The organism is Photobacterium sp. 1_MG-2023 (assembly GCF_030547945.1).
Lineage (GTDB): Bacteria > Pseudomonadota > Gammaproteobacteria > Enterobacterales > Vibrionaceae > Photobacterium.
Genome location: NZ_JAUORR010000002.1, coordinates 113,018 through 131,461, shown reverse-complemented (window position 1 = coordinate 131,461; position 18,444 = coordinate 113,018). Strand labels below are relative to the sequence as shown.

The 18,444-nt window shown below is 48.6% G+C and carries 16 protein-coding genes; 7 read left to right on the top strand and 9 right to left on the bottom strand.

The window, feature by feature from the left end; translation table 11 throughout:
* The first annotated feature begins 250 nt into the window (after window positions 1–250).
* The 3 genes from zwf to gnd are packed head-to-tail and all read left to right on the top strand — an operon-like array spanning window position 251 to window position 3,930.
* Window positions 251–1,750 carry a glucose-6-phosphate dehydrogenase gene (gene zwf, locus Q4579_RS02375; RefSeq protein WP_303561333.1) on the top strand — a complete coding sequence of 500 codons (1,500 nt, stop codon included), beginning with the start codon at window positions 251–253 and terminating at the stop codon, window positions 1,748–1,750.
* 1 nt (window position 1,751) lies between these two features.
* Complete coding sequence (gene pgl, locus Q4579_RS02370) at window positions 1,752–2,477, top strand: 6-phosphogluconolactonase (protein ID WP_303561332.1); 726 nt, start codon at window positions 1,752–1,754, stop codon at window positions 2,475–2,477.
* A gap of 4 nt (window positions 2,478–2,481) precedes the next feature.
* A complete protein-coding gene (gene gnd, locus Q4579_RS02365; RefSeq protein ID WP_303561331.1) occupies window positions 2,482–3,930 on the top strand; it encodes a decarboxylating NADP(+)-dependent phosphogluconate dehydrogenase in 1,449 nt (482 codons plus the stop codon).
* Window positions 3,931–4,165: 235 nt separating this feature from the next.
* Here the strand turns inward: gnd and asnB are convergent, their stop codons facing one another.
* From asnB to nagB, 5 genes are all read right to left on the bottom strand, one after another.
* Window positions 4,166–5,851, bottom strand: coding sequence for an asparagine synthase B (asnB, locus tag Q4579_RS02360; RefSeq protein ID WP_303561330.1), 1,686 nt, complete (start codon window positions 5,849–5,851; stop codon window positions 4,166–4,168).
* 298 nt (window positions 5,852–6,149) lie between these two features.
* Complete coding sequence (locus tag Q4579_RS02355; protein WP_303561328.1) at window positions 6,150–7,736, bottom strand: cation:proton antiporter family protein; 1,587 nt, start codon at window positions 7,734–7,736, stop codon at window positions 6,150–6,152.
* A gap of 132 nt (window positions 7,737–7,868) precedes the next feature.
* A complete protein-coding gene (locus tag Q4579_RS02350) occupies window positions 7,869–9,083 on the bottom strand; it encodes an ROK family protein (protein ID WP_303561326.1) in 1,215 nt (404 codons plus the stop codon).
* Window positions 9,084–9,085: 2 nt separating this feature from the next.
* A complete protein-coding gene (gene nagA, locus Q4579_RS02345; protein WP_303561325.1) occupies window positions 9,086–10,222 on the bottom strand; it encodes an N-acetylglucosamine-6-phosphate deacetylase in 1,137 nt (378 codons plus the stop codon).
* A 16-nt stretch (window positions 10,223–10,238) separates the two neighbouring features.
* Window positions 10,239–11,039: a glucosamine-6-phosphate deaminase gene (nagB, locus tag Q4579_RS02340; RefSeq protein WP_303561324.1), complete on the bottom strand. Its 801-nt coding sequence runs from the start codon at window positions 11,037–11,039 to the stop codon at window positions 10,239–10,241.
* Window positions 11,040–11,294: 255 nt separating this feature from the next.
* On the opposite strand from nagB, the gene nagE reads away from it, so the two are divergent.
* Both nagE and glnS read left to right on the top strand, forming a co-directional pair.
* The gene (gene nagE, locus Q4579_RS02335) at window positions 11,295–12,854 is read left to right on the top strand and encodes an N-acetylglucosamine-specific PTS transporter subunit IIBC (protein ID WP_303561322.1); all 1,560 of its coding nucleotides are present in this window, start codon (window positions 11,295–11,297) and stop codon (window positions 12,852–12,854) included.
* A 167-nt stretch (window positions 12,855–13,021) separates the two neighbouring features.
* Window positions 13,022–14,683, top strand: a complete 1,662-nt coding sequence (glnS, locus tag Q4579_RS02330) for a glutamine--tRNA ligase (protein ID WP_303561320.1) — start codon at window positions 13,022–13,024, stop codon at window positions 14,681–14,683.
* A 90-nt stretch (window positions 14,684–14,773) separates the two neighbouring features.
* On the opposite strand, the gene fur is transcribed toward glnS, so the two are convergent.
* A complete protein-coding gene (fur, locus tag Q4579_RS02325; protein WP_303561318.1) occupies window positions 14,774–15,223 on the bottom strand; it encodes a ferric iron uptake transcriptional regulator in 450 nt (149 codons plus the stop codon).
* Between the two features lie 203 nt (window positions 15,224–15,426).
* Here fur and Q4579_RS02320 point away from each other — a divergent pair, with 203 nt between their 5' ends.
* On the top strand, window positions 15,427–15,939 hold the full coding sequence (locus tag Q4579_RS02320; protein WP_303561317.1) for a DUF4442 domain-containing protein: 513 nt from the start codon (window positions 15,427–15,429) through the stop codon (window positions 15,937–15,939).
* A 43-nt stretch (window positions 15,940–15,982) separates the two neighbouring features.
* Here Q4579_RS02320 and fldA read toward each other — a convergent pair whose 3' ends face one another.
* From fldA to Q4579_RS02305, 3 genes are all read right to left on the bottom strand, one after another.
* Window positions 15,983–16,510 (bottom strand): flavodoxin FldA, encoded by a 528-nt coding sequence (gene fldA / locus Q4579_RS02315; protein WP_211645783.1) that lies wholly within the window; start codon window positions 16,508–16,510, stop codon window positions 15,983–15,985.
* Between the two features lie 207 nt (window positions 16,511–16,717).
* Window positions 16,718–16,939, bottom strand: a complete 222-nt coding sequence (locus Q4579_RS02310; RefSeq protein WP_303561315.1) for a DUF2788 domain-containing protein — start codon at window positions 16,937–16,939, stop codon at window positions 16,718–16,720.
* Window positions 16,940–17,004: 65 nt separating this feature from the next.
* Window positions 17,005–17,775 carry an alpha/beta fold hydrolase gene (locus Q4579_RS02305; RefSeq protein WP_303561314.1) on the bottom strand — a complete coding sequence of 257 codons (771 nt, stop codon included), beginning with the start codon at window positions 17,773–17,775 and terminating at the stop codon, window positions 17,005–17,007.
* 101 nt (window positions 17,776–17,876) lie between these two features.
* Here Q4579_RS02305 and seqA point away from each other — a divergent pair, with 101 nt between their 5' ends.
* A complete protein-coding gene (seqA, locus tag Q4579_RS02300; RefSeq protein WP_303561313.1) occupies window positions 17,877–18,428 on the top strand; it encodes a replication initiation negative regulator SeqA in 552 nt (183 codons plus the stop codon).
* The last annotated feature ends 16 nt before the right edge of the window (window positions 18,429–18,444 follow it).

Below are 18,444 nucleotides of genomic sequence, written 5' to 3'. Positions count from 1 at the left end.
ATGGCTGGCGTGAGATATTTTATCAATTCGCTGTGTTTTAGTTTTTATGTCAGTTGGTAGAATGGGCGGGATGTAACTTTGTGACAAATACAGCTATAGTGTGCGGCATCCTGACGAACCCCCATGTTTAATAGGCTGTAGCTATTAAATTAAGAGGTCGGGACATCAGCACACTGTCGTTCTGAATGTTATGCTTTGCCGGACTTAAAGCCCCGTCAAACCTGTACACCTGTAGGGAAAGAAAAAGAACATGGTCATACCTGAAAACAGCGATATCGTTATTTTTGGTGCCTCTGGCGATCTAACCTATCGCAAGCTTATCCCAGCGCTGTATCATCTGTATGTCAATCAGATGCTACCATCTGATTTCTCTATCCTCGGCGTCAGCCGAACGGCTCACGGCGATGAGGAATACAGAGAGAAGGTTCGGGCTTCTTTACTGAAAACGGAGAAGACGGACCCTGAGAAACTGGCGGCATTTTGTCAGCATGTTGGATATCAGGCCATCAATACGCTCGATTGTGATGACTATGGTAAGCTGCAACAACGACTTGAAGAAAAAGCTGCTCAATCTGTTGCCCCTCGAAATACCCTCTTTTACCTCGCGACGCCTCCAAGTCTGTATGATGTGATTCCAGCCAGTTTGGCTGCACATGGTCTGAATGATGAAAGCAACGGCTGGAAGCGACTGATCATTGAAAAGCCATTTGGTTATGATCTGGAAACCGCTCAGGAGCTGGACAAAAAGCTGCATCAGCATTTCAGAGAAAATCAGATTTTCCGTATCGACCATTACCTGGGTAAAGAAACCGTCCAGAATCTGCTGGTTTTCCGGTTTGCTAACGGGATGTTTGAACCCCTGTGGAACCGCAATTTTATTGATTCGGTAGAAATCACTGCGGCGGAGTTTCTGGGCGTTGAAGAGCGCGGGGGTTACTACGATAACGCAGGCGCCGTTCGCGACATGCTGCAGAACCATTTGCTGCAGGTCCTGGCGATGGTCGCGATGGAGCCACCTTCCGCGATCAATGGCAATGCGATGCGCGATGAAGTGGCAAAAGTTCTGAACAGCCTGCAGCCGCTGTCAGAGGAAGATCTGCGCAAGAACCTGGTGCTGGGTCAGTACACGGCATCGGAGTGGCGCGGCAAACAGCTGGCCGGTTATCGCGAAGAGCCTGGCGTTGCAGAAGATTCCCGGACAGAAACTTATGTCGGTCTGAAAGCATTTATCAATAACTGGCGCTGGAATGGTGTCCCGTTCTACATCCGAACCGGTAAGCGTCTGCCAACCCGTGTTACGGAAGTGGTCATTCACTTCAAGAAAACACCGCATCCTGTCTTTGGCAAAGATGCGCCGGACAATAAGCTGGTGCTGCGTATCCAGCCAGATGAAGGCATCCTGATGAACTTCGCCCTGAAACGTCCAGGTGCCGGGTTCAACACGCAGGAAGTTGCGATGGATTTCCGTTATAACGAACTGGAAGACAGCAACGTTCTGACGGCTTATGAGCGCTTACTGCTGGATGCGATGAGCGGGGATTCTACCCTCTTTGCGCGCAGTGATGCGGTTGAAGCCTGCTGGCGTTACGTGCAGCCAATTCTGTCTTTCAATCAGGATCCGCATGCGCTGTTTGGCTACGCTTGTGGGACCTGGGGACCGAAAGAAGCCGATGAGCTGCTGGCCCGTGACAACCGTCAATGGCGTTTCCCGTGTTCAAACCTGACTGATACTGAATATTGCGAGTTGTAAGATGACTGAACTGAAAATCCACAACAGTGCGGAAGAGGTTGTTACAAGTCTGGCTGACGATCTGATGGCGATCAGCCAGCAGGGCAAAGCGGTTCATGTGTCTCTGTCTGGTGGCAGTACGCCGAAACAACTCTTTTCTGCGCTGGCGAAAGCGCCATATGCGGAAGGCGTGAACTGGAACAATCTGCATTTCTGGTGGGGCGACGAGCGTTGCGTTGCACCGGATGATGCTGAAAGCAACTATGGTTGTGCACAGGCACTGCTGTTTGACCATGTTGCGATTCCGGCAGAGAACATTCACCGGATCCGTGGTGAAGACGACCCGCAGGCTGAAGCACAGCGCTTCGCCAACGAAATGCTGGCTGTGATCCCAACCGAGAACGGCCTGCCAGTGTTTGACTGGATCCTGCTGGGCGTGGGCGATGATGGCCATACGGCGTCACTGTTTCCGGGACAAACCAACTATGATGAGCCGGCCCTGAGCCTTGTGGCCCCTCATCCTCAAAGCGGCCAGCTGCGTGTCAGCAAATCAGCCCGTGTGCTGGAAGCCGCGAAACGTATCTCATATTTGGTTATCGGTGCGGGTAAAACCGACATTGTGGAAGAAATCCACACGCAATCCGCCGATAGCCTGCCTTACCCGGCCGCCAAAATTCAGGCGCGTCAGGGGAAAACAGAATGGTATTTGGATGCAGTAGCAGCCAGTAAGTTAGCGATTGGAGAATAAAAGAATGAAAGGTGATATTGGTGTAATCGGCCTCGCCGTGATGGGCCAAAACCTGATCCTGAACATGGATGATCATGGCTTTAAGGTCGTTGCGCATAACCGTACAGCTGCCAAAGTCGATGAATTTCTGAATGGTCCTGCGAAAGGCACCAAGATTGAAGGCGCATACAGCCTGCAAGAGCTGGTGGACAAGCTGGAAGCACCTCGCAAAATTATGCTGATGGTGCGTGCCGGTGATGTGGTGGACAGCTTTATCGAGCAACTGATCCCACTGCTGGACAAAGGCGACATCATTATTGATGGCGGAAACTCGAACTACCCGGATTCAATCCGTCGTGTGGCTTACCTGAAAGAGAAAGGCCTGCGCTTTATCGGTGCGGGTGTTTCCGGCGGTGAAGAAGGCGCGCGTTTCGGGCCTTCCATCATGCCTGGCGGCGATTCTGAAGCATGGCCATTCGTGAAGCCAATTTTCCAGGCGATTGCAGCCAAGACAGAGCAGGGCGAGCCTTGCTGTGACTGGGTTGGTGAATCGGGTGCCGGTCACTTCGTGAAAATGGTTCACAACGGTATCGAATACGGCGACATGCAGCTGATCAGTGAAGCATATCACTTCATGAAGACTGGCCTGGGCATGACGCACGAGGAAATGGAGCAAGCATTCCGTGACTGGAATGAGACCGAGCTGAACAGCTACCTGATTGAAATCACAGCAGATATTCTGGCTTACCGTGACGAAGACGGCGAGCCGCTGGTCGAGAAAATCCTGGATTCTGCGGGCCAGAAAGGAACCGGTAAGTGGACTGGTATCAATGCCCTGGACATGGGAATTCCACTGACACTGATCACTGAATCTGTGTTTGCACGTTGTCTGTCTTCGCTGAAAGGTCAGCGTGAAGACGCAGAGAAGCTGTTCGGCAAAACGGTGGGAACCGTTGAAGGTGACAAAGCAGAATGGCTGGAAGCGGTGCGTCAGGCACTGCTGGCATCAAAAATTATTTCTTACGCACAAGGCTTTATGCTGATGCGTCAGGCTTCTGACGACAATGGCTGGAACCTGAACTACGGTAACGTTGCCCTGATGTGGCGTGGTGGCTGTATCATCCGTTCTGCGTTCCTGGGGAATATCCGGGATGCATTCGAAACCGATTCATCGCTTGCCTTCCTGGGCTCAGACCCATACTTCAAAGCGATTCTGGACAACGCGATGCAGTCATGGCGTAAAGTGGCTGCGAAGTCACTGGAAATTGGTCTGCCTATGCCGTGCCTGACTTCAGCGCTGACGTTCCTGGATGGCTATACCACTGCACGTCTGCCTGCGAACATGATTCAGGCACAACGTGACTACTTCGGTGCGCACACTTATGAGCGTCTGGATCAGCCACGTGGTCAGTACTTCCACACCAACTGGACCGGTACTGGCGGCGACACTGCATCAACCACTTACGACGTTTAATTTCGTTTGCAAGTGCTATCAGAAAAGGAGCCTCAGGGCTCCTTTTTTTTGGCCTGTTGTTGATCAGATCTGTCATCCAGAGATGAAGCAGGGTGCTAGTTTCGGGAGAAACGGTGTGTTTTTTCTTCAGGATATGCAAAGGAAAAGGGGCCTATCTGGCCCCTGTAATGTGCCTTTGCAAGCGGAGATAAAGCAGGCAAAGGCGGACGCGCTCTTGGATGGAGTAACGCTCGGTTTAAGCCTTTTGATAGGCTTCGTTATGGACGGCAGCCACGGCACGACCTGAAGGGTCTGCGCTGTTCTTGAAACTCTCATCCCATTCAATTGCTTTGGCAGAAGAACACGCGATTGAAGGTCCACCTGGGACACATTTCGCAGCATCTTCCAGTGGGAACAGCTCTTCAAAAATCTCGCGGTACACATACGCTTCTTTGGTTGTCGGCGTATTGTACGGGAAGCGGAAGCGTGCCGTTTCCAGTTGCTGATCAGAAACCTTCGCTGCAGCCACTTCTTTTAATGTGTCAATCCAGTTGTAGCCCACACCATCAGAGAACTGCTCTTTCTGACGCCATGCCACAGACTCCGGTAACAAATCACCAAAACATTCGCGAATGATGTGTTTTTCCATTTTGCCGTTGCCGCACATCTTGTCCTGCGGGTTGATGCTCATCGCCACTTCCAGGAATTCTTTATCCAGGAAAGGAACCCGGGCTTCAATGCCCCAGGCTGCCATGGATTTGTTGGCACGGGCACAGTCAAACATGTTCAGCGCCAGCAGCTTACGAACGGTTTCCTCGTGGAACTCCTGTGCGTTTGGTGCTTTATGGAAGTACAGATAACCACCGAACACTTCGTCTGCACCTTCACCGGATAAGACCATCTTGATACCCATCGCACGAATCTTACGTGACATCAGGTACATCGGTGTCGAGGCGCGAATCGTGGTGACATCATAAGTTTCGATGTGGTAAATCACGTCACGGATCGCGTCCAGACCTTCCTGAACGGTATAAGTCAGTTCGTGGTGGACGGTGCCGATATGGTCCGCAACTTTCTTGGCTGCTTTCAGATCCGGTGCGCCTTCCAGGCCAATGGCGAATGAGTGCAGCGTCGGCCACCAGGCGTCAGACTGTTCATTGTCTTCAATACGGCGTGATGCAAACTGCTTGGTAATTGCTGAAATCACAGAGGAATCCAGACCACCAGACAACAGAACACCATAAGGGACATCGGTCATCAATTGACGCTTTACAGCACCTTCCAGTGCAGCTTTCAGTTTTTCTTTGTTTGTTTCAGCATCCTGAACGGCATCATAAGCCATCCAGTCACGCTTATAGTAACGAACAGGTGCCTGAGCAGGCTCACCTTGTTTACACCACAGGTAATGACCCGGAGGGAATTCACTGATGGTTTTACAGACAGGCACCAGGGCTTTCATTTCAGAAGCTACATAGTAGTTGCCGTGCTCATCGTGACCGTGGTAGAGCGGGATAATACCGATGTGGTCACGGCCGATCAGGTAAGCATCTTCCGCTTCATCATACAGAATGAAACCAAAGATACCGTTGAGATAATCCAGCAGCTCCGGTCCCTTTTCTTGATAGAGCGCCAGAATGATCTCGCAGTCAGATTCGGTTTGGAACGGGTAATCTGAAGCCAGCTCAGCACGCAGATCTTTGTGGTTATAGATTTCACCGTTCACAGCCAGAATGTGTGTTTTTTCTGTGTTGAACAGCGGTTGCTCACCACTGTTCAAATCGACAATGGCTAAACGCTCGTGTGCCAGAATCGCTTTGTCTGACGAATAAATGCCCGACCAGTCTGGTCCACGGTGGCGCATTTTCTTTGACATGGCCAGCGCCGTTTCACGCAGGGCGGCTGGGTCACTTTTGATATCTAAAATCCCGAATACTGAGCACATACTGACTACTCCAACACTTGGTTAAACTCTGGAGAAACAAAGCCTGATGTTATTGAGGTATTTTTTGTTATCCCTCAGCTTTTGTTTCGTTCTGTTTGTTAAAATTGCGTATTCAACAAATAAAAGCAACCAAAAATCCCCATTCAATGTAAAAAACTCACCTTTAGTGAATGATATTCGGATTTTGTTGGGTGTGATGAATTTTTTCTATTGTCGGGTTGGTTTTTGCACGGATTTCCGAACGACCCCGAACGGTCACAGGATGGCCGTTCGGGGATCTGAACCGGGTTGAACTGAATCAGAAGGGTTTGATATCGGCACTCACGGATTCGCATACATGGCGGGCAAATCCGTTACCGGCTTCACGATAGATATTAAATGCAGCATCTACACCCAGCTCAAGCAGGGCAGCTTCTTCATCTTCATAGCGTGCAATGGCGGCGATTTTACCTTTGTAGCCCAATTGGCGAATTTGCTCTAAAGCAAACGCGTTCGCCTGGCTGTGTGGCATGGCTAAAAGAATCAAACGGGTGTGATGCTGTGAAATCACGCGGGCCCAGAAGTCGGGGTCCGTTGCATCGCCCAAAATAACGTTTCTGCCTTCGCTCACATGCCAGGTGACGGACTCTTCCCGGTTATCGATACCAACGACTTGTGCGCCGAAGCGGCGAACCATCTCTTCGTAAGCACCGGTGCCGATCCGACCCATCCCCAAAATCAGGATTTTTTTCTGCCCGAGGTCGATTAAGCGATCACTGGCATTCAGTTTTTCAGGCTCAAATTCTTTCAGCCATCGGGTGCTTTCCAGATAAATCCGGTGGCTCAAACTGTTGAGCGGCGCAGATAAGAGGAATGAGAGTGACACCGCAATCGCGATAGCGACCAGAAAATCTCCGGGCAACCAGCCCAGGTTGTAGGCGACGCCTGCGACAATCAGGCCGAACTCACTGTAGTTAAACAGGGTGAGTGTGCCAAGCAGTGATGTCCGGACACGAAAATGGAAATGGTGGAAGACCAGGTAATACAATAATCCCTTGAGTGGCAACAGGAAGAGCAGAAGTAATGCCAGCAGGAATCCGTCCCAGGTTGGGGGTTCAGCAAGGCCGATATTGAGGAAAAAGAAGACCAGCAGCAACTCTTTCAGATTAAAGAGCGATTTTGATAGCTCGGAAGATTTAGGATGCGCGGCCAGCATCATGCCCAGAATCAGTGCCCCCAAGTCAGGTTTCATCCCCACGAAACTGAACAAACCGGCACCAGCAACCAGTGCCAGGAAGATGCCATAGAGAACCAGCATCTCACCGTGGCCCGCTTTGTCCAGAATTCGGAACAGGGATGGACGAAGTAACGGCAACGCAAATAATGCCAGTGCTGTAATTTCCGGCAGCTTTCCGGTTGATGCGGTGAGAAAGACAACTGCAAAGATATCCTGCATGACCAGAATACCAATTGCGATGGTGCCATAAGTTGCGTTCAGCTCGCCTTTGTCCTGTAATGCTTTAATCGCAAAAACGGTGCTGGAGAAAGAAAGTGCGAAGCCTAAGAGCGCCAGTTGTGCGAGTTCAAGATCGCCAAGAATCCCAAGCCCAAGCTCTTTGAGGCCGAATAATGCGAAGGTGAAAACAGAGGTCGTCAGAATATTGTGGATCGTCGCACCAGCCCAGACTTCTTTTTGGAGCAGGGTTTTTACATCAAGCTTCAGGCCGATACAAAATAGGAGAATGGTGACACCGAGATCAGCAAGCGCAGTGATGGTCGGGGTGGATGTGTAGCCAAATGAATTCAGAATAAATCCAGCCAGCAAAAAGCCGACAAGTGGCGGAAGTTTACTTCTGAGTGCCAGGTAACCTGCTAAAAAAGCAGCAATAATAAAAATTAAATCCATAATCGTTCTGTATCCAGGGCCATGTAAATGGAACCATTTCAATTGGTTGCATCTGTTTGGCCGAATATATCATAGGGCATGCCCGAAAAAGACAGCCCTTACAACAATTATGGTTTTCAAAATGTTACAGCATTAGTCTTCCAGCAACCGCTGTAGCAATACGCCATTGAGCATGGCTCGTTTGATCATTGAAAATGCGCCAATAGTCGGTTGTGTATACAACTGAGATTCCACGATCGGTAAGGATTGATGGAAAGTCGAGAGCGACTGAGTTTCGACACAACGGCGAATGGCTGGAAAAACAATGTCTTTCGCAAGTGTAATATTACCGGCGAGAACTATTTTCTGTGGATTAAACAGGTTAATGGTCATTGCCAGTGCTTTGCCGAGTTGATTCCCAACTTTGACTAGCGCCTGAGTGGCGAGCTCGTCACCTTGGTTGGCAGCTTCGCAAATGGCGGGCATGGTGACATCTTCCAGCTTCTGCAGACTGCTTGGATAGCCTTGGTTGAGCAACGCTTTGACATGACGAATAATCGCCGGATCAGCAGCCACAGTTTCCAGACAGCCGAAATTGCCGCATTGGCACTTATCACCCAGCGGGTCAATTTGAATATGACCGATTTCACCAACGTTGCGGTTATAGCCCAGGAAGACTTGCCCGTTGACAATGATGCCTGCACCTGTGCCGCGATGAACACTCACCAAAATTGAATCCCGGCAATCCTGGCTGGCTCCGAAATAATGCTCTGCCAATGCCAGTCCACGAATATCATTCCCGACAAAGCAGGACACGCCGTATTTGTCTGAGATGATATCAGCCAAAGCCAATGATTCGACTGAAATATTCGGCATGTATTCAACGATGCCATTTTCCGGATCGATCAAACCTGGCAGTGTGATGCCAAACGCAATCAGTTCTTTGAGGGTTGATTGATTCGCAGCAATAAACTGTCGGATATGCTCTAAGAGACCATCAATGAGCTCTTGTTGATTTGCATAAGGAAAGTGATGTGCTGTGCCAGCAAGGCTTTTCCCGCTTAAATCGTATAGGGTCAGTTCAATGTAATCCCGGCCGAGTCGGATCGCGACAGAGTGAAACGGGGCTGCTTCTGTGGTGAGCGAGATGGCACGTCGGCCACCTGTTGAGGCTTGCTGGGCGACCTCTTTGATGAGGCCGCGTTCAAGCAGTTGGCGGGTAATCTTGGTCACACTGGCCGGTGCTAATTGACTGACATCAGCCACTTGAATTCGTGAGATAGGGCCCTGCAAGTCAATGAGCCTGTAAACAGCTGCACTGTTTAGCTGTTTGACCAGGTCGACATTACCGATTTGTCCGCCATTCATAGTTAAGTTTGCTCGTATTTTCCGTTAACCACTGTCGCCCTGACACGGAAATCACGATCAAAGACAGCCAGGTTAGCCACCAGGCCTTTTTTGATAGCACCCAGTTTATCGTCCTTGCCAATCGCACGGGCAGGATACAGGGTAGCCATACGAATCGCTTCGTCCAGGGCGATACCTACATGTTCAACACTGTTCTGAACCGCTTCAATCATTGTCAGGGCTGAACCACCGAGTGTGCCATTTTTATCAACACACTTACCATCGCGGTAATATACTTTCTTACCAACAAAAATAAAGTGATCTATGTCTGCTCCTGCAGGTGCTGTTGCATCTGTTACCAGAACCAGTTTTTCTCTTTTAATTCTGTGGGCTATGCGAATGTTGGCGTAGTCTACATGGAAGCCATCGGCAATGATACCTGTATACACATCAGGTGTATCATAGATGGCGCCAACCACGCCTGGCTCACGGCCAGCAATGGGTGTCATGGCGTTGAATAAATGGGTTGCGAAGGTAATACCTGCTGCGAATCCTTTTCGGGCCTCGACGTAAGTTGCATTGGTATGACCTGCGGAAACCACAATCCCCGCTTCCGCGAGTTGTTCGATATGCGCTTCCGGTGTTTGTTCTGGCGCCAGCGTGACTTTGGTAATGATGTCGGCGTTGTCACACAGGACATTGATCATGTCATCATCGGAACGGCGGATATGATCAACGCTGTGAATGCCTTTTTTCATCACATTCAGATAAGGCCCTTCAAGGTGAAGGCCAAGCGAATGATTTTGATAGCTCGCCTCATATTCACGGGCAGCACGAATCGCAGCCTTCATGTCTTCATCGGATGAGGTGATCAACGTCGGAAGAAAACTGGTACAGCCTGATTTAAGGTTTGCTAAATGCATGGTATGGATAGTATTTGCGGTGATTTCATCATTGAACATCACTCCACCACAACCATTTAACTGAAGGTCAATAAATCCAGGAGATAAATTGGCTCCGTCTAAGTCCTGTGTCGGAATATCCGCAGGTAGCTCTGCGACAGGACATACAGCGTGAATGTTCACTCCGTCAATAATAACAGCGTGGTTATTCAGCACATCGCTACCTGTAAAAATGCGGCAGTTGGTCAGCGCGTACATGAACACTTCCTATTCATTAAAGGTGCTTAATGTTTTCCGCTTCCAGTTCCTGGAAGTAGCGAACGGTTTTCACTTTCAGCTCTTGAGTGGCTGGATCATCACAGACAATCAGAGATTTTGGATGTAGTTGCAGTGCTGAAACAGTCCAGAGATGATTCACACAACCCTCAACGGCCGCTTCCAGCGCCTGGGCTTTATTGTGGCCGGTTACAAGAATCATTACTTCCTGAGCATCAAGCAGTGTGCCGACACCAATAGTAAGTGCATACTTCGGCACTTGAGAGATATCGCCATCAAAGAAGCGCGAGTTTGCAATGCGGGTGTCTTCGGTCAGCGTTTTAATGCGGGTGCGAGATGCCAGAGAAGAGGCCGGCTCGTTGAATGCAATATGGCCATCGTTACCCACGCCACCCATAAACAGATGGATCTTACCGTAAGATCTAATTTTCTCTTCATAACGTTGACATTCGGCCTGATGATCATCCGTGTTACCGTTCAGAAGGTTGATGTTTTCTTCTTGAATATCAATGTGATTAAAGAAGTTTGTGTACATGAAGCTACGGTATGACTCAGGATGATCTGCTGGTAAACCCACGTACTCATCCATGTTGAATGTGACCACATGCTTAAAACTTACTTCGCCTGCCTTATAAAGCTCGATCAGGCGCTTATAGGTGGTTAGAGGTGTACCACCGGTAGGTAAACCCAGTACAAATGGACGGTCAGCGGTAGGTTGAAATTTGTTAATACGATCAACTATATAACGTGCTGACCACAAACCAACTTCTGGCGCGTTGTTCAATGGGATAAGTCTCACGGTAACACCTCATTGCTTGAAAAGAATACTTGGGAATTTTAGCGACATCTCGCCTTTTTTTCGAATAATAAAATAAGTTTTATGACCGAGCTAGCAAAATCGTTCGCACCCGCCAGATGCTGGTGATTAGGATCACAAATGATAACGTTTTAATTTGCGGGGCGAAATTAAAGGCATAAACTGCAACATACTTAATCGGGTAGCTAAAATAAGTTATCTCATCTGCATCTAAGAAAACCATAGGGGGAACTAAGGGTGAATATTCTTGGATATATGCAAAAACTGGGTAAAGCATTAATGCTTCCCATAGCGGTTCTGCCGGTGGCAGGTCTGCTACTTCGACTAGGTCAGGCTGACGTATTCGATATTCCATTTATGGCACAAGCCGGCGGCGCGATTTTCGGCCAGTTGCCTTTATTGTTCGGTATCGGTATTGCGATTGGTTTATCCAAGGATGGTGCAGGTGCCGCAGGATTAGCTGGTGCTGTTGCATATTTTGTACTGGATATTTCTGCAAAAACGATTGACCCATCCATTAATATGTCGTTCTTCGGCGGCATTATTGCCGGTATCATTGCTGGCCACTCTTATAATCGTTTCTACACAACGACGCTGCCACCTTGGCTGGGTTTCTTTGCCGGGAAACGTTTAGTTCCTATCATGTCTGGCTTGTTTGCACTTGCTTTGGGTGCAGTCGCCGGTGTTGTATGGCCTCATATTCAATCAGGCCTGGATGCCCTGGCACACGCAGTTTCCAGCTCGGGTGCCATTGGTCAGTTCATTTACGGTGTGCTGAACCGTGGTCTGATCCCTGTTGGTCTGCACCATGTCCTGAACTCATACTTCTGGTTTGGTATGGGCAGCTGCCAGGTGATTAACGTTGAGCCTGTTGCGCTTCTGAATGGTGCAACTCAGCTCTGTGTTGATCCTGCACTGGCGAAGCAGTTGGTTGTGGGTCAATCACATGTGTTTGAATTCAAGAATGCTGTCACCCCAGAAGTCACTGCGGTTGTGAAGAGTATCACTGACACAGTTAACACAGGTGACCTGAACCGATTCTTCGCGGGCGATAAATCTGCGGGTGTATTCATGAATGGCTTCTTCCCAATCATGATGTGGGGTTTACCAGGTGCAGCATTGGCGATGATCATGGCTGCTCCAAAAGAAAAACGCAGCCAGGTGATGGGTGCTCTGGGTTCAGTTGCTTTCTGTTCATTCCTGACTGGTATCACAGAGCCATTAGAGTTCATGTTCGTGTTCCTGGCGCCTGCACTGTATGCGCTACATGCGGTATTTACAGGTATTTCTCTGGTTATCGCCAATATGTTTGGCACACTGCATGGCTTTACATTCTCAGCAGGTCTGATTGACTTCGCATTGAACTGGGGCCTGGCAACGAAACCATTCGTACTGCTTCTGATTGGTATTGGCTTCTTCTTCCTGTACTTCGTCACATTCAGTGCAGCGATTCGTATTTTCAACCTGAAAACACCAGGCCGTGAAGATGCTGATACTGAGGAAGCTGCGACTTCTGGTTCTCAGGAAACGGGTGAACTGGCGAAGCAATACCTGAAAGCACTGGGTGGCCACGGTAACCTGGAAAACATTGATGCCTGTATCACGCGTCTGCGTCTGACACTGAAAGACAGCAGCCTGGCTGATGAGAAAACACTGAAAGCACTGGGTGCGATGGGTGTTGTCAAATTGGGCTCCAATAACCTGCAGGTTATTCTGGGTCCTCTGGCAGAAATTGTTGCAGGTGAGATGAAAAAAATCCCTGCGTCAGAAGACCTGTCAGCAGTTAAACTGCCGTAAAAGACAGCGAAACTGATCGAAAAAATCAAGAAAAGTGAAGCCGGCCCGATAGGGCCGGTTTTTTTTCATCCTGATCATGAATCAATGCACACTAATTGTTGAGTCATGAGCCGTATTTGTGGATCATTACAGGTTTGAAGATCCTGTTCGCACACGAGGTGTTATTGATGAGTGAATCCGAAGCTCGTCCAAGCAATTTTATCCGCCAAATCATTGATGCGGATTTAGCCAGTGGTCAGCATACCAGCGTCCACACACGTTTTCCGCCTGAACCGAATGGCTACCTGCATATCGGTCACGCAAAATCTATTTGTCTGAACTTTGGTATTGCTCAGGATTACCAGGGACAATGCAACCTGCGTTTTGATGATACAAACCCGGAAAAAGAAGACATCGAATACGTAGAGTCGATCAAGAACGACGTGAACTGGCTGGGCTTTGAGTGGAGCGGTGAGATTTGTTACTCATCTAACTACTTCGATCAGCTGTATGCGTATGCGATTGAACTGATCAATAAAGGTCTGGCCTATGTTGACGAACTGACACCCGAAGAGATGCGTGCGTATCGTGGTACGCTGACCGAGCCAGGGAAGCCAAGCCCTTACCGCGATCGTTCCGTGGAAGAGAATCTGGCGCAGTTCGAGAAAATGAAAAATGGCGAAGTTGAAGAAGGCAAGATGTCGCTTCGCGCCAAAATCGATATGGCTTCCCCGTTTATGGTGATGCGTGATCCTGTGCTGTATCGCGTTCGCTTTGCGACGCACCATCAGACAGGCGACAAGTGGTGTATCTATCCGATGTATGACTTTACGCATTGTATTTCGGATGCGCTGGAAAACATTACACACTCGCTGTGTACGCTGGAATTCCAGGATAACCGTCGTTTGTACGATTGGGTTCTAGACAACATTTCAATTGAAAGCCGTCCGCGTCAGTACGAGTTCAGCCGTCTGAATCTTGAATACACGGTGATGTCCAAGCGTAAACTGAACCAATTGGTGACAGAGAAGCTGGTCTCCGGCTGGGATGACCCACGGATGCCAACGATTTCTGGTTTGCGTCGTCGTGGTTTCACGCCGGGCTCAATCCGTGAATTTTGTAAGCGGATTGGTGTGACCAAACAGGACAACACCATCGAAATGAGCTCTCTGGAATCTTGTATCCGTGATGATCTCAATGAACATGCGCCACGTGCTATGGCAGTGCTGGATCCGGTGAAGATCGTGATTGAGAACTTCGGTGAGACTGAAATTCTGACGATCGGGAATCATCCGAACAAGCCACAAATGGGCGAGCGTGAAGTTGCATTCACCCGTGAGCTGTACATTGAACGTGAAGATTTCCGCGAAGAAGCGAATAAGAAGTACAAGCGCTTGGTGCTGGGCAAGGAAGTTCGCTTGCGTGGTGCTTATGTGATTCAAGCTGAACGTGTCGAGAAAGACGCTGAGGGCAATATCACCACGATTTTCTGTACGTATGATCCGGAAACACTGGGTAAAAACCCAGCAGATGGCCGAAAAGTGAAAGGCGTGATTCACTGGGTGTCTGCGGAGCAAGCATTGCCTGCTGAAATCCGTTTATATGATCGTTTGTTTACGGTGCCAAATCCGGGTGCTGCAGATGATTTTGCTGCCACGATTAACCCTGAGTCGCTGGTTGTCATGCAAGGCTTTGTTGAGCCAAGTCTGGCGAATGCAGTGCCAGAGAAAGCATTCCAGTTTGAGCGAATGGGTTATTTCTGCGCGGATAACAAAGAGTTTGCTGCAGATCGTTTGGTGTTCAACCGTACTGTTGGTCTGCGTGATTCCTGGGCGAAAATCGCAGATTAAATGAAATCTTGGGCTGAGGGAGAAACTTTAGCTCAAGATGTAAAAAACCAGCCAAGTGGCTGGTTTTTTTATGGTAATCAGGACGTGAAATTATTTTTTCTCGTTGTGCAGGCTTTCATCTTTGTTACAATCACCAGCGGTGCAATGGCCATATAAGTACAGGCTGTGATTGGTCAGACGAATATTATAGCTTTCAGCAATTTGCTGTTGACGGTCTTCAATCAAATCATCTGAGAATTCAATCACTTTACCGCAATCCAGACATACAAGATGATCGTGGTGATGTTGGGTTGAGAGCTCAAAGACAGATTTCCCCCCTTCGAAATGGTGACGGGTCACAATTCCAGCATCGTCGAATTGGTTCAGGACTCGGTAAACAGTGGCCAGGCCAATCTCTTCACCGATATCGATCAACTTCTTGTACAAATCTTCAGCACTAATGTGTTGGCACTCAGGATCTTGCAGTACTTCCAGAATTTTCAGGCGCGGAAGAGTGACTTTAAGTCCGGCTTGTTTCAGTGCTTGGTTGTTATCTGACATTCGAGTTTCCTTTGGCTAGCCGTAACAGGGAAAATGGAAGGTTACGGTAGTCTTTCGCATATCTGTTCATTATAAGTGACGACAGCACAACAATAAACCTTAATGCTGAATGGGTCTAGGAAACTTGTGACTTTTATTCGCCTGATATAAATGTTAAAAAAGTGTTCTATACTCATCGTACCAGATCATAAGGAAGTGAGCGTGTGAATCGATTCTACAAACCGGGTATTGTGAAGTTTGCGCTGAATATCTGGCCACCATTCTGGGGAGCCGGCATACGTATTCGACATATCAGTGAAGATTTTCGGCATGTAGAAATTTGTCTGAAGCTACGCTGGTGGAACAAAAATGCCAATCGGACCCAATATGGCGGGAGTATTTTTTCTCTGACAGACCCTGTTTATGCGCTGATGCTGATGGGGATTTTGGGAAAAGAGTATTACGTGTGGGATAAACAGGCGGAAGTGGATTTCCTGAAACCGGGACAGACTGACCTGAATGCCGTGTTTCAGATTTCAGATGCATGTGTCGAGGACATTAAGCATTCGACGGCGCTGGGGGAGAAGCATTTCCCAGAATTCATCGTGAATGTGACAGATACTCGCGGGGAAATTGTGGCGCGCGTCAAACGGGTTTTGTATGTCAGGAAGAAGCCACAGTACAGAAGTGCGGATTCGGAGTCGTTACCGCAGGATGCCATCGTGAATGAGCAATAAAAAAACGCGCATCAGCGCGTTTTTTTATTGAGCGAAGAGAGGTTTAGTCGGCCAGCTCAGCCAGGCACATTTCTTCGTAAACCTGCTTCACCCATTTTTCAACACGCTCATCTGTCAGTTCAGGCTGACGATCTTCATCAATGCACAGACCCACAAAGTGGCTGTCATCAACCAGCGCTTTTGAGGCTTCAAACTCGTATCCTTCAGTCGGGAAGTGGCCTACGATCACTGCACCGCGACCTTCCACGATGTCGCGAACTGTGCCCATGGCGTCACAGAAATATTCTGCATAATCTTCCTGATCACCACAACCAAAGATCGCAACGAGTTTGTTTTCAAAATCAATGCCTTCCAGCTCTGGGAAGAAATCATCCCAGTCACACTGAGCTTCACCGTAGTACCAGGTCGGGATACCCAGCAACAACAGGTCGAAGTTTTCAATGTCTTCTTTGCTGCTTTTCGCTATGTCTTTGACTTCAACCAGGCTTTTGCCCAGCTGTTTTTGGATCATTTTCGCGACGGCTTCGGTGTTACCTGTGTCGCTACCAAAGAAGAGTCCTACACTCGCCATAGTAGAGATTACCCGTGTTTAAGTTGTAGACCGTTAGCTTTTCTGACTAACGATATCTGAAATAGAACAGGCTGACTGCGAACACTGCGCATTGTGTGAGCCTGAAGTGTTCATTTGTCAGCGACAGTACTGTCTGCTTGAGAAAAAAACATTGTGATTCTTTTTCTCATTTCGCTTTTGAACAATATACGTGAGAGGTGAGTGACATTAGCCTATGCCAGCACCTTCCATCGTTAATTGGATCACACCTTTTGATATGAAACCAAAGCATCCTAAAAACAAGACCAGCCAGACAATTTTTCGTCCAAATGGCGGCACGTCGCCTTGCTTCAGAACATCTTTTATTGCCATACCAATGAAAAAGAAGATAGCAGCGAACAATAAATCCAGTCCAACGGATTCCAGCAGATCCATGTGCTCGTATAACATCTGTTACTCCTTCGCAAGTTCAGACTTGCATCCGGCGCGCACTATAGCACAGTGAGCCCGGTGTGTTAATTCTTAAGGGCTTGTAAAAAGTGCAGAATGATTCGGTTTACGGTTTCGGGTTTTTCTGCGTGGAGCCAATGGCCGGTATTTGCCACCATATGGGCCTTGGCATTGGGGAACTGTGCGGTAATCGCGTCTTTATGATCCGTTTGAATGTACTCTGATTCTTGTCCCTTGACGAAGAGGGTCGGGCCGGGAAAAGGAGGAACAGGCTCCCAGCCCATGATGGTACTGTAGTTCGCGATCAGCCCTGCCACATTAAAGCGCCATTGAAAGCCATCATCTGTTTTGGTTAAAGATTTCAGCAGAAACTGGCGGACACCTGGCTCTTGTACATGCTCTGCCAGATATTGCTCGGCTTCTTTACGGCTTGTGATGTGTTGATTGCTGACAGCCTGTAAACCGGCAAATACATTTTCATGGCGATGTACCTGATAAGCCACCGGGGCCATATCCAAAACGATCAGGCCAAGAATCTGTGAGGGCATCAGTTCCGTCATGGCCATGGCAACTTTGCCGCCCATGGAGTGACCGATCACGCTGAATTCACTGATGTTCAGTTGTGACAGCACATCGATGACATCCTGTGCCATGTCGCGATAGGTGAAGGTCGTACTGTGAGGGGACTGGCCGTGATTTCTCAGGTCAACGCTGATGATCTGGCAGCTCTCTTTCAAAGCTCGGGCAAGGATACCCAGATTATCAGCACTGCCAAACAGGCCATGAATGAGTACAACGGTTGGGCCCTGACCCTGAATTTGATAATGAAGATTCACAGACTATTTCTCTTGTTGTTAACGCTTTGGCGTAGAGTATACCTTCGCTTCACGTTATAATCTCACCGTGATTTTTGAACGGAACGATAATGAACACGACGATGAAAACTATTGAGGTTGACGAAGAGCTATATCGTTACATTGCTAGCCAGACTCAGCATATCGGTGAAAGTGCGTCAGATATTCTGCGCCGGTTACTGAAAGTGGATCAGGTGAACAATCATCAACAGCCTGTGATGCCCGCTCGTCCGAAAACGGCACAGAGCATTGTGGTCAGCAAAGATGCAGGTAATTTGCCACAGTCGGAAGACAGGGTCAAAGCGATGCGTTCCTTGCTGATTTCTGACGAGTTTGCACGTCAGGAAAAAGCAATTGGCCGCTTTATGTTGGTGCTATCCACACTCTATCGTATCGACGCTCAGGCTTTCACCGATGCGACGGCAATCAAAGGCCGGACGCGTATTTATTTTGCTGACAGTGAAGACAAGCTCCTGAACAGCGGTAAAACCACGAAGCCGAAAGCCATTCCAGAGACACCTTTTTGGGTGATCACCAATACGAATACCGATCGTAAACGTCAGATGATTGAGCAACTGATGCAGAAAATGCACTTCACTCAGGACATCGTTGAAAAAGTTTGCGGTGAAATTTAACAGACGCTGAAGCGAC